Source organism: Brevundimonas aurifodinae, from assembly GCF_040195595.1.
Taxonomy (GTDB): domain Bacteria; phylum Pseudomonadota; class Alphaproteobacteria; order Caulobacterales; family Caulobacteraceae; genus Brevundimonas; species Brevundimonas aurifodinae.
On the sequence record NZ_JBEGDD010000003.1, the window covers coordinates 72,419 to 88,509 of the forward strand.

The 16,091-nt window shown below is 68.3% G+C and carries 22 protein-coding genes and 1 tRNA gene; 11 read left to right on the forward strand and 12 right to left on the reverse strand.

Features of this window, described 5'->3' with window-relative positions; all coding sequences use genetic code 11:
• The first annotated feature begins 1 nt into the window (after position 1).
• Positions 2 to 1,087 carry a 5-(carboxyamino)imidazole ribonucleotide synthase gene (locus ABN401_RS04510; RefSeq protein WP_349683636.1) on the forward strand — a complete coding sequence of 362 codons (1,086 nt, stop codon included), beginning with the start codon at positions 2 to 4 and terminating at the stop codon, positions 1,085 to 1,087.
• A 9-nt stretch (positions 1,088 to 1,096) separates the two neighbouring features.
• Here ABN401_RS04510 and ABN401_RS04515 read toward each other — a convergent pair whose 3' ends face one another.
• Together ABN401_RS04515 and ABN401_RS04520 are read right to left on the reverse strand one after the other, a co-directional pair.
• Positions 1,097 to 1,489 carry a YccF domain-containing protein gene (locus tag ABN401_RS04515; protein ID WP_349683637.1) on the reverse strand — a complete coding sequence of 131 codons (393 nt, stop codon included), beginning with the start codon at positions 1,487 to 1,489 and terminating at the stop codon, positions 1,097 to 1,099.
• Between the two features lie 147 nt (positions 1,490 to 1,636).
• Complete coding sequence (locus ABN401_RS04520; RefSeq protein WP_349683638.1) at positions 1,637 to 1,873, reverse strand: DUF2171 domain-containing protein; 237 nt, start codon at positions 1,871 to 1,873, stop codon at positions 1,637 to 1,639.
• Positions 1,874 to 1,941: 68 nt separating this feature from the next.
• Between ABN401_RS04520 and ABN401_RS04525 the strand changes: the two genes are divergently transcribed.
• Positions 1,942 to 2,127, forward strand: a complete 186-nt coding sequence (locus tag ABN401_RS04525; protein ID WP_349683639.1) for a DUF4169 family protein — start codon at positions 1,942 to 1,944, stop codon at positions 2,125 to 2,127.
• Positions 2,128 to 2,268: 141 nt separating this feature from the next.
• Here the strand turns inward: ABN401_RS04525 and ABN401_RS04530 are convergent, their stop codons facing one another.
• Together ABN401_RS04530 and ABN401_RS04535 are read right to left on the reverse strand one after the other, a co-directional pair.
• Complete coding sequence (locus tag ABN401_RS04530; RefSeq protein ID WP_349683640.1) at positions 2,269 to 3,183, reverse strand: DMT family transporter; 915 nt, start codon at positions 3,181 to 3,183, stop codon at positions 2,269 to 2,271.
• A gap of 90 nt (positions 3,184 to 3,273) precedes the next feature.
• The gene (locus tag ABN401_RS04535; protein WP_349683641.1) at positions 3,274 to 4,035 is read right to left on the reverse strand and encodes a Coq4 family protein; all 762 of its coding nucleotides are present in this window, start codon (positions 4,033 to 4,035) and stop codon (positions 3,274 to 3,276) included.
• Between the two features lie 75 nt (positions 4,036 to 4,110).
• Between ABN401_RS04535 and ABN401_RS04540 the strand changes: the two genes are divergently transcribed.
• A complete protein-coding gene (locus ABN401_RS04540; protein WP_349683642.1) occupies positions 4,111 to 4,341 on the forward strand; it encodes a ribbon-helix-helix domain-containing protein in 231 nt (76 codons plus the stop codon).
• A gap of 66 nt (positions 4,342 to 4,407) precedes the next feature.
• Here ABN401_RS04540 and ABN401_RS04545 read toward each other — a convergent pair whose 3' ends face one another.
• Complete coding sequence (locus ABN401_RS04545; RefSeq protein WP_349683643.1) at positions 4,408 to 4,581, reverse strand: YdcH family protein; 174 nt, start codon at positions 4,579 to 4,581, stop codon at positions 4,408 to 4,410.
• Positions 4,582 to 4,720: 139 nt separating this feature from the next.
• Here ABN401_RS04545 and ABN401_RS04550 point away from each other — a divergent pair, with 139 nt between their 5' ends.
• Genes ABN401_RS04550 through ABN401_RS04560 form a run of 3 tightly spaced genes read left to right on the forward strand, consistent with a single transcriptional unit; the run spans position 4,721 to position 6,066 of the window.
• Positions 4,721 to 5,338: a UbiX family flavin prenyltransferase gene (locus ABN401_RS04550; protein WP_349683644.1), complete on the forward strand. Its 618-nt coding sequence runs from the start codon at positions 4,721 to 4,723 to the stop codon at positions 5,336 to 5,338.
• Positions 5,335 to 5,802, forward strand: coding sequence for a TIGR02444 family protein (locus ABN401_RS04555; RefSeq protein WP_349683645.1), 468 nt, complete (start codon positions 5,335 to 5,337; stop codon positions 5,800 to 5,802). Before ABN401_RS04550 ends, ABN401_RS04555 begins: the two co-directional genes overlap by 4 nt.
• 39 nt (positions 5,803 to 5,841) lie before the next feature.
• A complete protein-coding gene (locus tag ABN401_RS04560; RefSeq protein WP_349683646.1) occupies positions 5,842 to 6,066 on the forward strand; it encodes a YdcH family protein in 225 nt (74 codons plus the stop codon).
• A 6-nt stretch (positions 6,067 to 6,072) separates the two neighbouring features.
• Here ABN401_RS04560 and ABN401_RS04565 read toward each other — a convergent pair whose 3' ends face one another.
• Complete coding sequence (locus ABN401_RS04565) at positions 6,073 to 7,632, reverse strand: cryptochrome/photolyase family protein (protein WP_349683647.1); 1,560 nt, start codon at positions 7,630 to 7,632, stop codon at positions 6,073 to 6,075.
• Between ABN401_RS04565 and sseA the strand changes: the two genes are divergently transcribed.
• On the forward strand, positions 7,631 to 8,464 hold the full coding sequence (gene sseA / locus ABN401_RS04570) for a 3-mercaptopyruvate sulfurtransferase (RefSeq protein ID WP_349683648.1): 834 nt from the start codon (positions 7,631 to 7,633) through the stop codon (positions 8,462 to 8,464). The two genes, ABN401_RS04565 and sseA, sit on opposite strands and share 2 nt — an antisense overlap.
• A gap of 4 nt (positions 8,465 to 8,468) precedes the next feature.
• Here sseA and ABN401_RS04575 read toward each other — a convergent pair whose 3' ends face one another.
• Together ABN401_RS04575 and ABN401_RS04580 are read right to left on the reverse strand one after the other, a co-directional pair.
• Entirely contained in the window at positions 8,469 to 9,791 is a 1,323-nt protein-coding gene (locus tag ABN401_RS04575; RefSeq protein WP_349683649.1) for a dicarboxylate/amino acid:cation symporter, read from the reverse strand.
• Positions 9,792 to 9,841: 50 nt separating this feature from the next.
• Positions 9,842 to 10,951 carry an amino acid ABC transporter substrate-binding protein gene (locus ABN401_RS04580; RefSeq protein ID WP_349683650.1) on the reverse strand — a complete coding sequence of 370 codons (1,110 nt, stop codon included), beginning with the start codon at positions 10,949 to 10,951 and terminating at the stop codon, positions 9,842 to 9,844.
• Positions 10,952 to 11,053: 102 nt separating this feature from the next.
• Here ABN401_RS04580 and metC point away from each other — a divergent pair, with 102 nt between their 5' ends.
• Positions 11,054 to 12,220: a cystathionine beta-lyase gene (gene metC, locus ABN401_RS04585; RefSeq protein WP_349683651.1), complete on the forward strand. Its 1,167-nt coding sequence runs from the start codon at positions 11,054 to 11,056 to the stop codon at positions 12,218 to 12,220.
• On the opposite strand, the gene ABN401_RS04590 is transcribed toward metC, so the two are convergent.
• The 4 genes from ABN401_RS04590 to ABN401_RS04605 form a co-directional block, all read right to left on the reverse strand.
• Complete coding sequence (locus ABN401_RS04590; RefSeq protein ID WP_349683652.1) at positions 12,217 to 12,549, reverse strand: hypothetical protein; 333 nt, start codon at positions 12,547 to 12,549, stop codon at positions 12,217 to 12,219. The two genes, metC and ABN401_RS04590, sit on opposite strands and share 4 nt — an antisense overlap.
• Before the next feature lie 79 nt (positions 12,550 to 12,628).
• Positions 12,629 to 12,705: transfer RNA gene (locus ABN401_RS04595), tRNA-Arg, on the reverse strand.
• An 85-nt stretch (positions 12,706 to 12,790) separates the two neighbouring features.
• Complete coding sequence (locus tag ABN401_RS04600; RefSeq protein WP_349683653.1) at positions 12,791 to 13,096, reverse strand: ETC complex I subunit; 306 nt, start codon at positions 13,094 to 13,096, stop codon at positions 12,791 to 12,793.
• A 75-nt stretch (positions 13,097 to 13,171) separates the two neighbouring features.
• Positions 13,172 to 14,311, reverse strand: coding sequence for an isobutyryl-CoA dehydrogenase (locus ABN401_RS04605; protein WP_349683654.1), 1,140 nt, complete (start codon positions 14,309 to 14,311; stop codon positions 13,172 to 13,174).
• A gap of 120 nt (positions 14,312 to 14,431) precedes the next feature.
• Here ABN401_RS04605 and ABN401_RS04610 point away from each other — a divergent pair, with 120 nt between their 5' ends.
• From ABN401_RS04610 to hemB, 3 genes are read left to right on the forward strand one after another with little or no spacing between them, the layout of a single operon-like run.
• Positions 14,432 to 14,689: a type II toxin-antitoxin system VapB family antitoxin gene (locus ABN401_RS04610; RefSeq protein ID WP_349683655.1), complete on the forward strand. Its 258-nt coding sequence runs from the start codon at positions 14,432 to 14,434 to the stop codon at positions 14,687 to 14,689.
• Positions 14,689 to 15,078, forward strand: coding sequence for a type II toxin-antitoxin system VapC family toxin (locus ABN401_RS04615; RefSeq protein ID WP_349683656.1), 390 nt, complete (start codon positions 14,689 to 14,691; stop codon positions 15,076 to 15,078). The genes ABN401_RS04610 and ABN401_RS04615 overlap by 1 nt, the downstream gene beginning before the upstream one ends.
• Positions 15,079 to 15,086: 8 nt before the next feature.
• Positions 15,087 to 16,091: a porphobilinogen synthase gene (gene hemB, locus ABN401_RS04620; RefSeq protein WP_349683657.1), complete on the forward strand. Its 1,005-nt coding sequence runs from the start codon at positions 15,087 to 15,089 to the stop codon at positions 16,089 to 16,091.

Genomic DNA, 16,091 nt, shown 5'->3' on the forward strand with positions numbered 1-16,091 from the left:
CTTGGCCACGCCCTTCGCCCCCCTCGCGCCCGGCTCGACCATCGGCATTCTCGGCGGTGGCCAGTTGGGCCGGATGCTGTCCCAGGCTGCCGGACGGCTGGGCTTCGACGTCGTCATCCTGGACCCCGAGGACAACAGCCCGGCGGGGCGGGTCTCGCGCGGCCAGATCGTCGCCGCCTATGACGATCCCACGGCCCTGAACGTATTCGGCCGCGTCTGTGACGTGGTGACCTTCGAGTTCGAGAACGTGCCGGCGACCTCGATGGAGCGGCTGGCCGAGGCCGGGGCCCTGGTGGCGCCGGGTCCGGTCGCCCTGGCGGTGACCCAGGACCGGGTCGAGGAGAAGACCTTCCTCAACGGCGTCGGAGCCGCGACCGTCGCCTTCGCCGCCATAGACAGCCTGGACGACCTGACCGCCGCGCTGGACACGCTGGGCACCCCGTCGGTGCTCAAGACCCGCCGTGAAGGCTATGACGGCAAGGGTCAGGTCTGGATCAAGTCGCCGAGACAGGCCGAGGCCGCCTTCGAAGCGATCGAGGGCCGGCCCGCCGTGCTGGAGGCCAGGGCCGATTTCGCGCGCGAGCTGTCGATCATCGCTGCGCGGGGCCGCGACGGGGCCGTCGCGGTCTATCCCTTGGGCGAGAACCGGCATGCGGGCGGCGTTTTGCGCACCACCCTCGCCCCAGCCGTGGTCGATGCAAGGACCGAGCGCCGCGCCCGTGCCATCGCCAGGGCGGTGATGGAGGGCCTGGAATACGTCGGCGTCATCGGCATCGAACTGTTCGATCTCGGGAACGGCCAGCTTCTGGTGAACGAGATCGCGCCGCGGGTCCACAACACCGGCCACTGGACCCAGGACGGCTGCGTCTGCGACCAGTTCGAACAGCATATCCGCGCCGTCGCGGGATGGCCGCTGGGTCCCACCGCCGCCCATGCGCGCGTCGAGATGCAGAACCTGCTGGGCGAAGAGGTCGAGCAGTGGTCGAAGCTTGCCGCAAAGGCCGACGCCCGGCTGCACCTCTACGGCAAGACCGAGGCTCGGCCGGGACGCAAGATGGCCCACGTCAACCGGGTCAGGCCGCTCTGACGGACGGGGTCAGGGCTTGTCGCGGATGGTGGCCCCCACCGGGGCGAGAGCCAGCTTGGCCAGTTCCAGGTCCTTCAGGGCGAAGGGGATGCCGATGATGGTGATGGCCTCGGCGAAGGCGATCAGGACGTGCGTCAGGGCGATGTACCAGCCTGCGAAGACGAACCAGATCACGTTCAACCCAACGCCGAAGCAGCCGATGCCACGCCCATCGGCCTCACCGCCCCAGACCACCTCGCGTCCGAACGGCCAGAACGAATAGCTGGCAATCCTCCAGGCGGCGAAGGTCCAGGGCAGGCCGACGACCGTGATCGCCAGGATCGCGCCGCCCAGCAACCACAACAGGCCGCTGATCCATCCGCCGAGGATGAACCACAGGATGTTCAGTATCAGACGGATCACGCGTGTTTCCTCCCCGTCGGCCGTTCGCCGACCTCCGTCACATAGGCCGAGGCCCCGCCTTTGGCAGCGGGGTATCGGGTGAATTCGTCGTAAGCAACGTCGCGCCTCAAGCCGGAAGTGACCGCGTCGCGACCATAGGCGCAAGCATCAGTGCTTCTCGGTCCAGCGGGACTTGGCCTCGTCCTTGGTCAGGGTCAGGCGGACCTTGTCGTCGTCGACATAATCGACCCAACTGACCGGAATCATGTGGTGCTTGAAGCCACCGGCGAGGTCGAGCTTGGCCAACTCTATCTGATCGCCCAGGACGTGATCGACCCGGCCGACATGGCCGCCGTCGGAGCCGACGACTTCGAGGTGTTCCTTGATGAGGCTGGCGTCTACCATGGGGCGGTCTCCTTTGCCGTTGGGGGAGACCGGGAAACGCCGGCAGGTCCTGGCGGTTGCGAGGCGACATGGGCGAGATCATCAACCTGAACCACGCCCGCAAGGCTCGCGACAAGGCGGCGGCGAAGGATGCCGCCTCGGTGAACCGGGTCGCCCACGGGCGCACCAAGACCGAGCGAAAGGCGGCAGAATCGGAGAAGGCGCGGGCGGCCCGGCTGCTCGACCAGGCCAGGCGCGAGGATCGCGATGACTGATCCAAAGTCCGACGGTCGCACACGTCATGGCTTGATCGCTCTGATCGCCCTGCGTCAGGCCAAGGCCATCAAGGAGCGGCGCGAGCGCGAGGCGGCTGAGGCTCCGGATGCCCCCAAGCCCAGGAAGCGCGGCTGGTTCGGCTAATCCTGACGCGGCGCGCGGATCAGCAGCACCTGCCCGCCCAGGACCAGGGCCAGTCCCACGGCGGCCGGCCAGCCGAAGCGGGCCCCCTCGAACAGAAACGACACGACCATGGCGATGGGCGGCGTCAGGGCCGAGATATAGCTGGCCAGGGCATAGCCCCGGGCCCGCGCCACGGCGAAATAGGTGACGAAGGCGACGACCGAGCCGAACACCGACAGATACAGCAGCGAGACGACGTATCCCCAGCTCGGGTCGATGGTGAAGGTCGCGCCCGCGACGAGCCCGTACAGCGCCAGCATGCCCGTTCCATAGGCCATGGCCCAGCCGGTCTGGGGCAGGATGGCGGAGCCCGCCTGCTGGCCCTTCCACGAAAAGTAGTTGCCAACCGCCGAACTGGCGACGGCTAGCAGGGCCAGGCCGATGCCGATGAGGGCGCGGCGATCGAACCCCTCGGCCACGGCCTCGCCGCCCGACAGAACCGCCACGCCGACAATGCCGAGCGTCGCGCCGATCCAGGCCGCCGGGGCCGCCCTCTGGCCCACCACGACCCGGAACAGGACGAGGTTCAGGAACGCCAGGGTCGCGAACACCACGGCGACGATGGCCGAGGTGACATTCTGTTCGGCACCGTAGGTGAAGGAGTAGCTGATCGCGAAGACGAAGGCCCCCTGCCCCACGGCGGCCAGATGCTGGGACCGCGTCAGCCGCAACGACCGGCCCGTGACCGCGCAGCCGAGCAGCAGGATAAGCGCAGCCAACCCGAACCGCCACGTCAGGGAGGCGACCGGATCGACCACGCCGAGCTGCCAGGTGATGGCGTACCAGGTCGTGCCCCAGATCACGGCGCACAGCACCACGCCCGCGATCGCGAGGGCGCTGGCCGAGGGTCTGCGGAAGGTCGGAGCGGTCAAGGTGGACTCAGGCTGGCGGGTCGGGGCCGCCCGCTTGCCTGTCGCCGCCGCGCGACGCAACAGCGGTCGCTGTTTATGCTGGCAGAAGAGTCAGGCCCGCAGCTTCAACGCCGCGCGATCCGCTTCCGGAACCGCCGCATAGACCGTCGCGGGCCGGATGCGGAGACGATAACGCGCGGTCTCCAGCGGTTCGGCGAACAGGGCCTCGTAGTCCAGGCCGGGAAGCCAGCGCGCGACGCGCCCGTTGCGCCAGGCCTGAAGTACGGCGCGGCGGGCCGGGATGGCCCGGTTCTCGCGCTGGATCTCTCGCGCCGCGCCCCAGCCGATGAAGCCGAAGCCCAGATTGTGGGTCTGGCCATAGGAAAAGCTGACCACGCAGGCCTCGCCCAGCGCGTCGGTGCCGTAGCCGGTCAGGACGTGCCAGATGTCGTGAACGTCGCGCAGCCGCCGCGAATACCAGACGACGGGATGCGGCGCGTCGATCTCGGGCGCGACCTCCCGCGCCGTCTCGGCCAGGCCGTCGGCGGTGAAGCCCCGGGCCTCGCGGAAGGCGCGGTACTCGGCTCCCACGGTGCCGGGTTCGAACCGGGCCAGCCAGGCGGGGTCGTCCAGCTTGTGCGCCAGTTCCTCTCGCAGGAAGGCCTGGCGTCCGCCCTCGACGGTGCGGAGCATGCGGTTGTAGCCCCTGGCACCCGAGCCGCCGGTCAGGGCCCGCATGATCTCGAACACCTGGGCGGTGTCTTCCTTGTCGCGGATCAGCTTGCGGAAGGCGCGAAGCGCCGTCAGCGGACGCAGCCGCTGGGGCGCGAGCTCCTGGAAATCGTCGGGATAGACGGCGGCATCCATCGTCATCGCTTACATCCGGCTGCGGAGCCGATAGTCTATCGCAACCCACGGCCCGGCCCAAGCGATCAGACGGTCCTTTCCATGCTCAAGAAACGCTCCGTCGTCCTCGCCGGCCACGCCACCTCCGTGGCGCTGGAGCCGGAGTTCTGGGCGGTGCTGGACCGGGTGGCGGCGGACCGGGATCTCAGCCAGGCCGGGCTGCTGGCCTGGGTCGACCAGACGCGCGGACGACGCTCCCTGGCCTCGGCCTGCCGGCTCCTGGCGCTGGAGCATGCCGCCGCCCTTCCCACCGGGCCGCGCTTTCATCATTAGCGGGCTCGCCATGAAAAACGGCCCCGGATCGCTCCGGGGCCGTCGCTGGTATAGGAGACACCGCGCCTAACCGGTGCGGGCCTCCAGGCTGGTGATCTCCTCCTTGATCCGGAGCTTCTGTCGCTTGAGCTTCCTGACCTGCAAGTCATCCACGGAAGGATGACCGAACTCGCGCTGAATGGTCTCATCCAGCACGCGGTGACGGTTTCCCAGTTCGCGGATACGAGCTTCGATGGTCATGGCTTGCGCCTCCATGTCTAAGGGACGAGGGTAGTGAGCGCCCGGATTGACGACCTGTAGAATCACGTTTCGGTGACGCAAGACATCGTTATCCAAACATCCGGATGCCCGCATCCTCACTCGCAGCCTCCCTCTGAATATGGACCAAGATGTGAACGGAGCCGCACAAACCCCGCGCCGCCTGGTGGTCGGCATTTCCGGGGCGTCAGGCGTCGTTTACGGCGCGCGGGTGCTGGATGCGCTGAACGAAATGGGTGTCGAAAGCCACCTGGTCGTGACGCGCGCCGCCCTGCTGACCCTGTCGCAGGAAACGGATCTGACGCCCGATGATCTGACATCCAAGGCCACGGTCGTGCATCGGCTGAACGATGTCGGTGCCAGCATCGCCTCGGGCTCGTTCCGGACGCTTGGGATGATCGTCGCGCCCTGCTCTGTGCGGACCATGAGCGAGATCGCCACCGGCGTGACCTCGACCCTGCTGACCCGCGCCGCCGATGTGGTGCTGAAGGAGCGACGGCCGCTGGTGCTGATGGTGCGCGAGACGCCGTTCCACCTCGGCCATTTGAGGACCATGACGGCCCTGACGGAGATGGGTGCGATCATCGCCCCGCCCCTGCCCGCTCTCTACGCCCGCCCCGCATCGATCGCCGAGATGATCGATCAGTCGGTCGGGCGGGCGCTGGACCTGTTCGGCCTGGAATGGGCGGCCGTCCGGCGCTGGGACGGGCTGAAGGGTCCGGCGGCGGAGGAGGCGTGAGCGCGTTCTGGGACTGGGCGCTGGTGGCCTATCGCGCGCCCGGGGTGTCGGAGGCCTGTCTGGAGCTGCAGGACGGAGCCGGTCAGAACGTGCCCCTGCTGCTGTGGGCCGGCTGGACGGCCGCGACCGGCCGCGCGCTCGACGACGACACGATCGAGGCCGCCTGCGACGCCGCCCGGGCGTGGGAGAGTATCGCCGTCCTGCCGCTGCGGAGCGTGCGCCGGACCCTGAAGAAGCCGATCCCCGACATCGGCGACGCCGGACGCGAGGCCCTGCGCGATCAGGTCAAGGCGGTTGAACTGGCCGCCGAGCGCCACCTGATGGCCGATCTGGAGGCGCTGATCGAGGCCGTCCCTGGCGCGCCCCGCCCCACAGTCGAGGCCCTGGTCGCCGTCGCGCGGGTGTGGAGCCGCGTGGTGCCGCGCCAGGCCCTGACCACGCTCGCCGAACGTCTTCCGGCGTGACGCGGGCTCGGCTATAAGCCCGCCGTTCCGGGACCCGCGATGAACGACGACCAGCCCTTTCTGACCGACGATGAATTGGCACTGCACGCGCAGGTCAAGCTGCTGCGACTGGAGCATGCCGACCTCGACGCCTCGATCGAGGCCCTGTCGCATATGCCGATCCCCGATCAGCTGCTGATCGCGCGGCTTAAGCGCAAGAAGCTTTCGCTGCGCGACGAGATCGTGAAGATCGAGAGCCGCATCCTGCCCGACATCATCGCGTAGCGGCCGTCATCGCCTGGCGGCGCCCAGCGCCTCTCGCGCGGCCTCGGCCTCGGCCACCAGCAACGCGCGCTTGTCGGGCCCGAAGGTGTCGAGCGTGCGATAGGGCATGGCCAGACGGACGTTGTCGCGTAGCCGAGCGCGGTTCCGCTCGAGGAACCCCCAGTACAGCCGGTTGAAGGGGCAGGCCCCCTCGCCCGTCTTGGCCTTCACGTCGTAGCGACAGCCGGCGCAATAGTCGCTCATCCGGTCGATGTAGGCCCCGGACGCCGCATAGGGCTTGGACCCCACGATCCCCCCATCGGCGAAGGTCGCCATCCCCCGGGTGTTGGGCATCTCCACCCATTCATAGGCGTCGGCGTAGACCACCATGTACCAATCGTCGATCTCGTCCGGGTGGACGCCCAGAAGCATGGCGAGGTTGCCGGTCACCATCAGCCGCTGGATGTGATGGGCATAGGCGTGGTCGCGCGTCGAGGCGACGGTGTCGGCCACGCAGGCCATGTCGGTCTCTCCGGACCAGAAGAACCACGGCAGGGTTCGGTCGCCGTCCAGGAAGTTGCGCTGCCGATACTCCGGCACTTTGAGCCAATAGATGCCCCGCACGAACTCGCGCCAGCCCAGGATCTGGCGGATGAAGCCCTCGACCGCGTTCAGCGGCGCGCGACCGGCGCGGTACTCGACCTCGGCGCGGCGACAGACGTCGAGTGGATCGAGCAGGCCCAGGTTGATCGAGGTCGAGATCAGGCCGTGCCACATCCAGGGCTCGCCTTCGGCCATCGCATCCTGCCAATCGCCGAAGCCGGGCAGGATGTTTGACAGGAAGTCCGCCAGCACCGTCTCGGCCTGCTCTGCCGTGGTCGGCCACCCGAAGGCATCCAGCGTGCCGAAATGATCGGGGAACAGACGGGCGACGTCGGCGATCGCTCCCTGCGCCACCGCGTCGGGCGGGATGCGCAGCCGGCGCGGCGGGCGCAGGCCCTTGGACAGCTTCTTGCGGTTCTCGGCGTCGTAGTTCCACTGACCGCCGACCGGCTGGCCATCATCGAGCAGGATGCCGGTCTCGCGGCGCATCTCGCGATAGAAGAACTCCATCCGCAGCTGGCTCTTGCTCGAAGCCCAGCGGCGGAACCGGTCGTGCGAGCAGAGGAAGCGGGTATCGGGGCGGATGTCGACGGGCACGGCGGCCACGCCGGCGAAGGCCGACAGCATCTCGGCCAGCCGCCACTCTCCGCACTCGGTCATCGCGACCGCGCCGAAGGGCTGGTCGTCCAGCGCGCGATGCAGTTCGCCGACGATGGACTGGGTGTTGTCCGGATCGTCGATGCGGACATGGCGGACGGTCACGCCCCGCGCCTCAAGCCGCCGGGCAAAGCTGCGCATGGCGGCGAAGATCAGGGCGATCTTCTGCTTGTGGTGCCGGACATAGGTGGCCTCGTCGCGGACCTCGGCCATCAGGACCACGTCGCTGTCGGCGTCGAGATCGGCCAGTGCCGAGAGACCATCCGAGAGCTGATCTCCCAGCACCAGCCTAAGCGTGCGCGCGCCGGTCGTGCTAGGCTGGGACATGGCATCCTTCCTGATCTCGACCGACGACCTCGCCGCCGACCTGAACGCGCCCGATCTGCGGATCGTCGACGCCAGTTGGCATCTGGACGGCGGCGACGCCCGCGCGGAGTTCGACCAGGCGAGGATTCCCGGCGCGGTCTTCTTCGACCTGGACGCCGTGTCTGACCACACCAGCGACCTGCCGCACATGCTGCCCGACGCCGCAGCCTTCGCGAAAGCCGCGGGGGCCCTGGGCATCGCGGCGAGCGACCGTATCGTCGTCTATGACAGCCAGGGTCTGTTCTCGGCGGCGCGGGTCTGGTGGACCTTCCGGCTGATGGGTGCCGAGGACGTGCGCGTGCTGGACGGTGGCCTGCCGCGCTGGCGGGCCGAAGGACACCCGCTGGCGTCCGGCTCAGCAGAAACTCCGCGCCTGGCGGTGTTCGTCACCTCGCCTCGTCCTGGAGCCGTCGTCGACATGCCCACGGTGCTGGCGGCCCTGTCCGGCGACGCCCAGATCATCGACGCCAGGCCCGCCGCGCGCTTCTCCGGAGAGGCCACCGAGCCGCGCCCCGGCCTGCGCTCGGGGCATATGCCGGGCGCCTTGAACCTGCCGTTCAAGTCGGTGCTCGACGCCGACGGCCGTCTGCTGCCGGCCGAGGCTCTGCGCGACCGGTTCCGGCAGGCGGGCGTGACCTTCGACCGGCCCATCATCACCAGCTGCGGCTCTGGTGTAACGGCCGCCATCCTCACCCTGGCCCTTGCGGAACTCGGAGAGGACAGCGCCCTCTACGACGGGGCCTGGGCCGAATGGGGCGGCCGATCCGACACGCCGGTCACGACCGGCCCCTGACGACTCAGGCGACGCTCGCCACCGTAGGCTGAGGTTCTGGCGAAACCGGCTCGTCCTTCTCCCCGCGCGACACGACGGTGGCCAGAACCAGGTCGCCGGTCACGTTCAGCACGGTCCGGCACATGTCCAAAAAGCGATCGACGCCCAGGATCAGGCCGATCCCCTCTGGCGGAATGCCGACCATGACCAGGATCATGGCGATCACCGGCAGCGAGCCCGCCGGCACGCCCGCCGTGCCGACCCCGCCCAGGATGCAGACCAGCATCACCACCACCTGCTGGGTGATCGACAGCTCGATGCCAAAGAACTGGGCGAGGAACAGGACGGTCACCCCCTCGAACAGGGCCGTGCCGTTCTGGTTGGCGGTGGCCCCGACCGTCAGCACGAAGCGGGAGATCTTGCGGGGAAGCTTCAGCTCGTCCTCCGCCGCCTTCAGCGACACCGGCAGGGTGGCGTTCGACGAGGCGGTTGTGAAGGCGACCAGCATGGGACGCTGCACCCCCTTGAAGAACCACAGCGGACTACGACCCGCGCCGATCAGCACGACCAGCGGATAGACCACGAACATGTGAATCGCCATGGCACCCACGGCCACGCCGACGAAGGCCGCCAGCCGCACCAGCAGGTCCCAGCCGAACAGAGCAGCGAGGTTGAACATCAGGCAGGCGATGGCGATCGGCGCCAGCTTGATGACCATGTTGATGAGCTTCATCGTCACCTCGAGCAGACCCTCGATGGTGAGCTTGAGGTGATCGACGTTCGGCCCCCTGGCCATGACCAGGCCGATGCCGAACAGCAGGGCGAAGATCATGATCGGCAGGATCTGGTTCTCCGCCGCCGCCGTGAACACGTTGGACGGAATCAGGTCGAGGAAGAACTGGCCGAACTGGACGCTCTCGGGCGCGTTCTCGACGATCCCTGCGGCGCCCTCGGCGCCTTCCGCCAGCAGGCGCTGGGCCAGGGCCGGATCGACGCCGTCACCCGGCCTGAAATAGTTGACCATGCCCAGGCCGATGATCACGGCGATCGTCGAGACCACGACCGTGAGGGCCAGGGTCTTGAAGCCCGCCCGCCCCAGCGACTTCAGATCGCCCATCTCTGCCACTCCGACCACCAGGGCCGAGAACAGCAGCGGGATCACCAGCATGAACAGAAGCCGCAGGAAGATCTGACCGGCGGGACCGGTGACGTTCGACGTCAGCCACTGCACCCAGACGACGTCAGGACCGACGAACTGGTTGACGTAGAGACCCGCGCCCAGGCCGACCGCGAACCCGATCAGCATCAGCCAGTGAAGCGGGACCCCGCCGCGTTTCGTCGTATCCATTCGTCCCCCGAAGGTGCCGCCCGCGACTGACGGGTCGGCTTCAGATGTCGCTATCGGACCGGCAGGCCGTAGATCAGGCCGCCCGGTCGCGCGTTCCATTGTGCATTCAACCCGCGCGCCAGGTCGAGGGGCGATTGCGTGCCCAGGTTCCGCTCGAAGATCTCGCCGTAGTTCCCGACGGCGCCGACGGCGTCGACCGCCCAGGTGGCCGACAGGCCCAGCCGCTGACCGAATTCGCCCTCGGCCCCCAGCAGGCGTCGGACGCGGGGGTCGCGCGCCGCCTTGGACTGTTCCTCGACATTGGCCTGGGTGACGCCGTACTCCTCGGCCAGGATCAGGGCGTTAAGCGTCCAGCGGACGACCGCCGTCCACTGCTCGTCGCCGCGCCGCGTGACGGGGCCAAGGGGCTCCTTGGAGATCACCTCCGGAAGCAGGACGTGCTGGGCCGGACTCGACAGGGTCGTGCGGGCCGCCGCCAACGCCGAGATGTCGGCCGAGAAGGCGTCGCATTCCTCGCGCCCGTAGGCCTCGCGGGCGGCTTCTTCCGAGGGCTGGACCACGGCCTCGTAGTCGATGCTCCGGCTGCGGAAATAGTCCTCGGCGTTCAGCGCGCTGGTCGAGCCCGACTGGACGCAGACCCGCGCCCCGGTCAGTTCGGCCGCGCTGGACAGGTTCAGCGACCGCCGCACCAGAAATCCCTGGCCGTCGTAGTAGTTCACGCCGGCGAAGGCCAGTTGTCCACCCGTGTCGCGCTCCATGGTCCAGGAGGTGTTGCGCCACAGCACGTCGATACGGTCGTCGGCCAGGGCCTGAAACCGGTTCTCGGCGGTCAGGGGCACGAAGCGCACAGCGTCGGCGTCGCCGAGGATCGCGGCCGCCAGGCCCCGGCAAAAGTCGGCGTCGAAGCCCCGCCACTCGCCACGATTGTCGGTGTAGGCGAAGCCGACCAGACCCTGATGCACGCCGCAGTTCAGGCGTCCGCGCCGCTTGATGGCCTGCAGCGTCGGGCTCTCCACGGTCTCGACGGAAGCGGCGGTCCGCGCCGGCCCCTCGGTCTCGACCGGCACCTCGGGTTCGGCGTCGCGCCCGCAGGCGGCCAGGGCGACGATGGCGGCGAGCGACGCCGTCCACAGCGAAATCCGGCCTGAACTCACACCCATGATCCGTCCCGCGTCACGGTTTGCGACGACTCGCGTCGTCCCTTCGCGTCCCGGTGGCTATAGAGGCCTTTGAGCGACGGATCGCAACCCGTGGAGCGCCAGATGGACCGCCTTTCCGACCGGACCCGCCTGATCGCCGCCGCCACCCGGCGCGGTGGCGGCCGCCGCCCGGTCAATCCGCCGATCGAGCGCGCCTCGACCCTGCTTTCCGACCGGATCGGCGACATGCGCGACGACAGCCTCGGCCCCGTCTACGGGATCGAGGGCACGGCCTCGCAGGCGGCGCTGCGGGCGGCCGTCGCCGATCTGGAGGATGCCGAGAACTGCTGGCTGACGCCGTCGGGGCTGTCCGCCGTCACGGTGCCGATCCTGGCCCTGACGCGACCGGGCGACGAGGTGCTGACGACCGACGCCCTCTATGGCCCGGTGCGACGCTTCCTGACGCGCCATCTGGCGGCGCGTGGGGTGGCGACACGGTTTCACGCGCCCGACGCCACGGTCGAACAGATCATGGCGACGGCGACCGAGCGGACCAGGCTGATCCTGATGGAATCGCCCGCCTCGCTGACGTTCGAGATGATCGACGTCCCTGCCCTGGCCACCGCCGCTCGGGCACGGGGGGTCGTCACCGTCATGGACAACACCTGGGCTGCGGGTCTGGCGTTCAAGCCGCTGGGCCATGGCGTCGACGTCAGTACGCAGGCCCTGACCAAATACGCCGGCGGCCATTCGGACCTGCTGCTGGGCTCGATCTGCGCCTCGGACCCTGCGGTGTCCAGGCGGCTGGCGGACACGATCGAGGACCTGGGCCTGTGCGTCTCGCCTGACGACGCCTGGCTGGCGCTACGGGGATTCCGGACGCTGCCTCTGCGCTACGCCGAACAGGCGCGGTCGGCGCTCAAGGTCGCCGTGTGGCTGGCCGGCCGCCCGGAGGTGGCCCGGGTGCTGCACCCTGCCCTGCCCGGTGATCCCGGCCACGCCCTGTGGGCCCGCGACTATTCCGGTGCGGCCTCGATCCTCGGCGTGGTCATGCGCGGCGGTGACGCAGCCGGGGCCGAGGCCTTCCTCGAGGCCCTGACCCTGTTCGGCCTCGGCTATTCATGGGGCGGGTTCGAGAGCCTGGCCACGCATGAGACGCCTCAGTTGGCGTTCCGCCGCTCGCCGCCCGCGCTGGAGGGCCCGCTGCTGCGCCTGCACGTCGGGCTGGAGGAGCCCGCCGACCTGATCGCTGATCTGGCCGACGGACTGAAGGCGCTGCGGTCCGTCTAGATCGACATGCCCGAAGCGGCGAACAAGGCCGCGAACAGACCCAGCCAGGCGAAGGGCGCCGCGACGGCCGTCCAGGCTCGGCGGTCCCGCCTCTCTCCCCAGGCCATCCACCCCAGTACCGGTCCCCCGACGATGACGAGCGGGAAGGTCACGGCCACAATCACGAAGGCCGAGACCCAGAGGATGTTCCCCTGCGCCACGGCCATCGGAGACATGACCGCCATGCCGAGCGCCGGCAGCACGGCCAGAACGGCGGCGACCGTCTCGATCACGAGTACGACGAGTAGGAGCCGACTGCGGGCGGGACGAGGCGATTCGGTCAAGCTCATGCGCCGACTCCAACAGTTTTACGGTGAAGCTATCGCGAGAACCCTATGATCGCCAAGCGACGTCGCGACGTTCGCGGCCTGGCGCGCCCAGCAGGACTCGAACCTGCAACCGTCCGCTTAGAAGGCGGGTGCTCTATCCGGTTGAGCTATGGGCGCGGACAGCGCGTGAGCGTTAGCCGCAAACGCCCCTGCGGCTCAAGCAGAGAGCGACCGCGTCGCGAGCGGTAGCCGCCCTAACAGATTAATGCGTCCAGGGCTGCTTGCGGTTGGTGGCGAAGTTGTCTGCGTAGGCCTTGAGGATCACCGGCGGCTCCTGCGGCTCGTGCAGGCGGAAAGCGATGCCGTGACGCTCGGCATAGGCGACGGCCTCCTCCTTGGTCTCGAAGGACAGCCGCACCTGACCGTTCATGTCCGACGAGGACGTCCAGCCCATCAGGGGGTCGATGGTCCGCGCCGAGGCCGGCTCGAACTCCAGACGCCAGTCCTTGGTCTTGGCCTTGCCGGACTGCATGGCGGTCTTGGCGGGGCGATAGATGCGGGCGAACATGGGCGGTCTCGGTCTTTGGGTCGGTGTGGGCGGACTTATAGCCGGTCGGCCCCCGGCGTCGAGGGCCGCCCTGCCCTATTGCCGCATCATCTCCCGCGCCGTGATGACCCGCATGATCTCGTTGGTGCCTTCCAGGATGCGGTGGACACGCAGGTCACGGACGATGCGCTCCAGCGGATAGTCCTTCAGATAGCCGTAGCCGCCGTGCAACTGTAGAGCCTCGTCGGCGATCTGGAAGCAGGCGTCGGTGGCCAGCCGCTTGGCCATGGCGCACCATTTGGTCTTCTCCGGATGGCTCGTGTCGATGGCCCAGGCCCCACGCATAACCATCAGCCGCGCCGCCTCCAGCTGGGTCGCCATATCCGCCAGCTTGAACTGGATGTTCTGGAACTGATCCAGAGACTTGCCGAACTGTTTTCGCGTCGCGACATAGGCCTGCGCCGTCTCCAGCGCCAGCCGCGCCCCGCCCAGCGAACAGGCCGCGATGTTCAGCCGCCCGCCGTCCAGCCCCATCATCGCATAGCGGAAGCCGTCACCCTCCTTGCCTAGCAGATTGGCGGCCGGCACGCGGCAATCGTCGAACGACACGACCGCCGTGGGCTGGCTGTTCCAGCCCATCTTTTTCTCCTGGGCTCCAAAGCTGAGGCCCGCCGTGTCCTTCTCGACCACGAAGGCCGAGATGCCCTTGGGGCCCGCTTCGCCTGTTCGCGCCATCACGACATAGACGTCGCTGGTCCCCGCGCCGGAGATGAAGGCCTTGGACCCGTTCAGCACGAAGTGATCGCCGTCGCGGGTCGCCGAGGTCCGCATCGCCGCCGCATCGGAGCCCGAGCCCGGCTCGGTCAGGCAGTACGACGCGATCAGTTCCATCGTCGCCAGCCGCGGCACATACCGCCCGCGCAGATCGTCCGACCCGAAGCGGTCGATCATCCAGGTCGCCATGTTGTGGATCGAGATGAAGGCGGCGGTCGAGACGTCGCCGCGCGACAGCTCCTCGAAGATCACCGCCGCCTCGACCCGGCCCAGAGCCATGCCGCCGTGCTCCTCGCCCGCATAGATGGCAGCGAAACCGGTCTCGGCGGCGCGGCGCATGACGTCGACCGGGAAATGCTTGGTCTCGTCCCACTCGGCGGAATGGGGCGCGAGCTCGGCGTCGGCGAAGGCGCGCGCCGCGTCCTGAATGGCGCGCTGGTCGTCGGTGAGGGCGAAATCCATGGGGTCTCCTGTCGTCTGGCGCGGTGTCTAGACCGATCCCCCGGCGATGGGGAGCGGCCGCGTTGCCGCTTGCAACCACCTGTTCTATATTCAGGCCCTGTTTCTAGAAAGGGTATGGCTATGGCGCTCAGCCTGAAAGATCCCGAGACTGATGCGCTGGCGCGTCGGATCGCCAAGCTGACCGGCGAAAGCCTGACGGAAGCGGTACGAACCTCTCTCAGCGAACGGCTGATGCGCGAGGAAGTGAAGCGCGGCCGACCGGCCGATCTCGAAATGCGCATCGAGGAGATCGCAAAGCGGTTCTCTGCCTTGCCGATCCTCGACGACCGGACCCCGGACGAGATCATCGGCTACGATGAAAATGGCTTGCCCACCTGATGATCGTCGACAGCTCAGCGCTCCTTGCCATCCTGCAGTTCGAGGCAGAGCACGTTCCTTTCCGACACGCCATCGCTCGGGCTTCGACACGGTTGGTGAGTGCGACGACCCTTCTGGAGACCTCGATGGTCATCCTCGGCCGCCAGCAGGAACAGGGGATAGCAGAGCTAGACGACCTCATCGCGTCATCCGACATCTGGATCGTCCCCTTCGACGCTCGACACGCCAGCCTCGCCCTCGACGCCTTTCGCCGGTACGGCAAGGGCCGCCATCGCGCCGGGCTGAACATGGGCGATTGCTTCTCCTATGCCCTGGCCAAGGCCACCGGGCTGCCATTGCTCTTCAAGGGCGACGACTTCGTTCACACCGACGTGAAGCCTGCGGTATAGCGGACGTCATGACCGCACCCTTCGCCCCCGCCCCCTATCCCCTCGCCCGTCCTCGCCGGCTGAGGTCCAGCCCCTGGGTTCGGCGCATGGTGGCAGAGACGACGTTGAGCCCCTCGGACCTGATCTGGCCGCTGATCGTGCACGACGGAGCCGAGGACCGGGTGCCGGTGCCGTCCATGCCCGGCGTGTTCCGCCTGTCACCGAAAGCCGCGGCCGAGGCGGCGAAGGAGGCGCACGGCCTGGGCATTCCAATGGTCGGCCTGTTCCCCAACGTCGATCCGTCCATGAAGGACACGGTCGGCACCGGCGCCACCGATCCCGACGGCCTGGTCCCGGAGTGCATCCGGGCCATCAAGGACGCCGTGCCCGACATCGGCGTCATGACCGACGTGGCGCTGGACTGTTACACCGACCACGGCCACGATGGCGTGCTGCAGGATGGCCGTATCGTCAACGATCCGACGCTGGAACGCCTGGCCGAACAGGCCTTCATCCATGCCCACGCCGGGGCCAATGTGGTGGCCCCCTCGGACATGATGGACGGCCGCGTCCAGGCCATCCGCGAGGCGCTGGAGGCCAACGGCTTCCAGGACACGCTGATCCTGTCCTACGCCGCCAAATACGCCTCGGCCTTCTACGGGCCCTATCGCGACGCCGTCGGCTCGGCCAGGCAACTGAGCGGCGACAAGAAGACCTATCAGATGGACTACGCCAACACCGACGAGGCGCTGCGCGAGGTCGCCATGGACATCGCCGAGGGCGCGGACATGGTGATGGTCAAGCCGGGGATGCCCTATCTCGACATCGTCCGGCGCGTCTCCGAGACGTTCAAGGTGCCGACGCTGGCCTATCAGGTGTCGGGCGAGTACGCGATGATGAAGGCCTCGATCGCCAACGGCTGGCTGGACGAGGACCGCGCCATTCTGGAGACGCTGCACGGCTTCAAGCGAGCAGGCTGCGCGGGCGTTCTGACCTATTTCGCGCCCCAGGCCGCGCGCCTTCTCGGCGCTTGA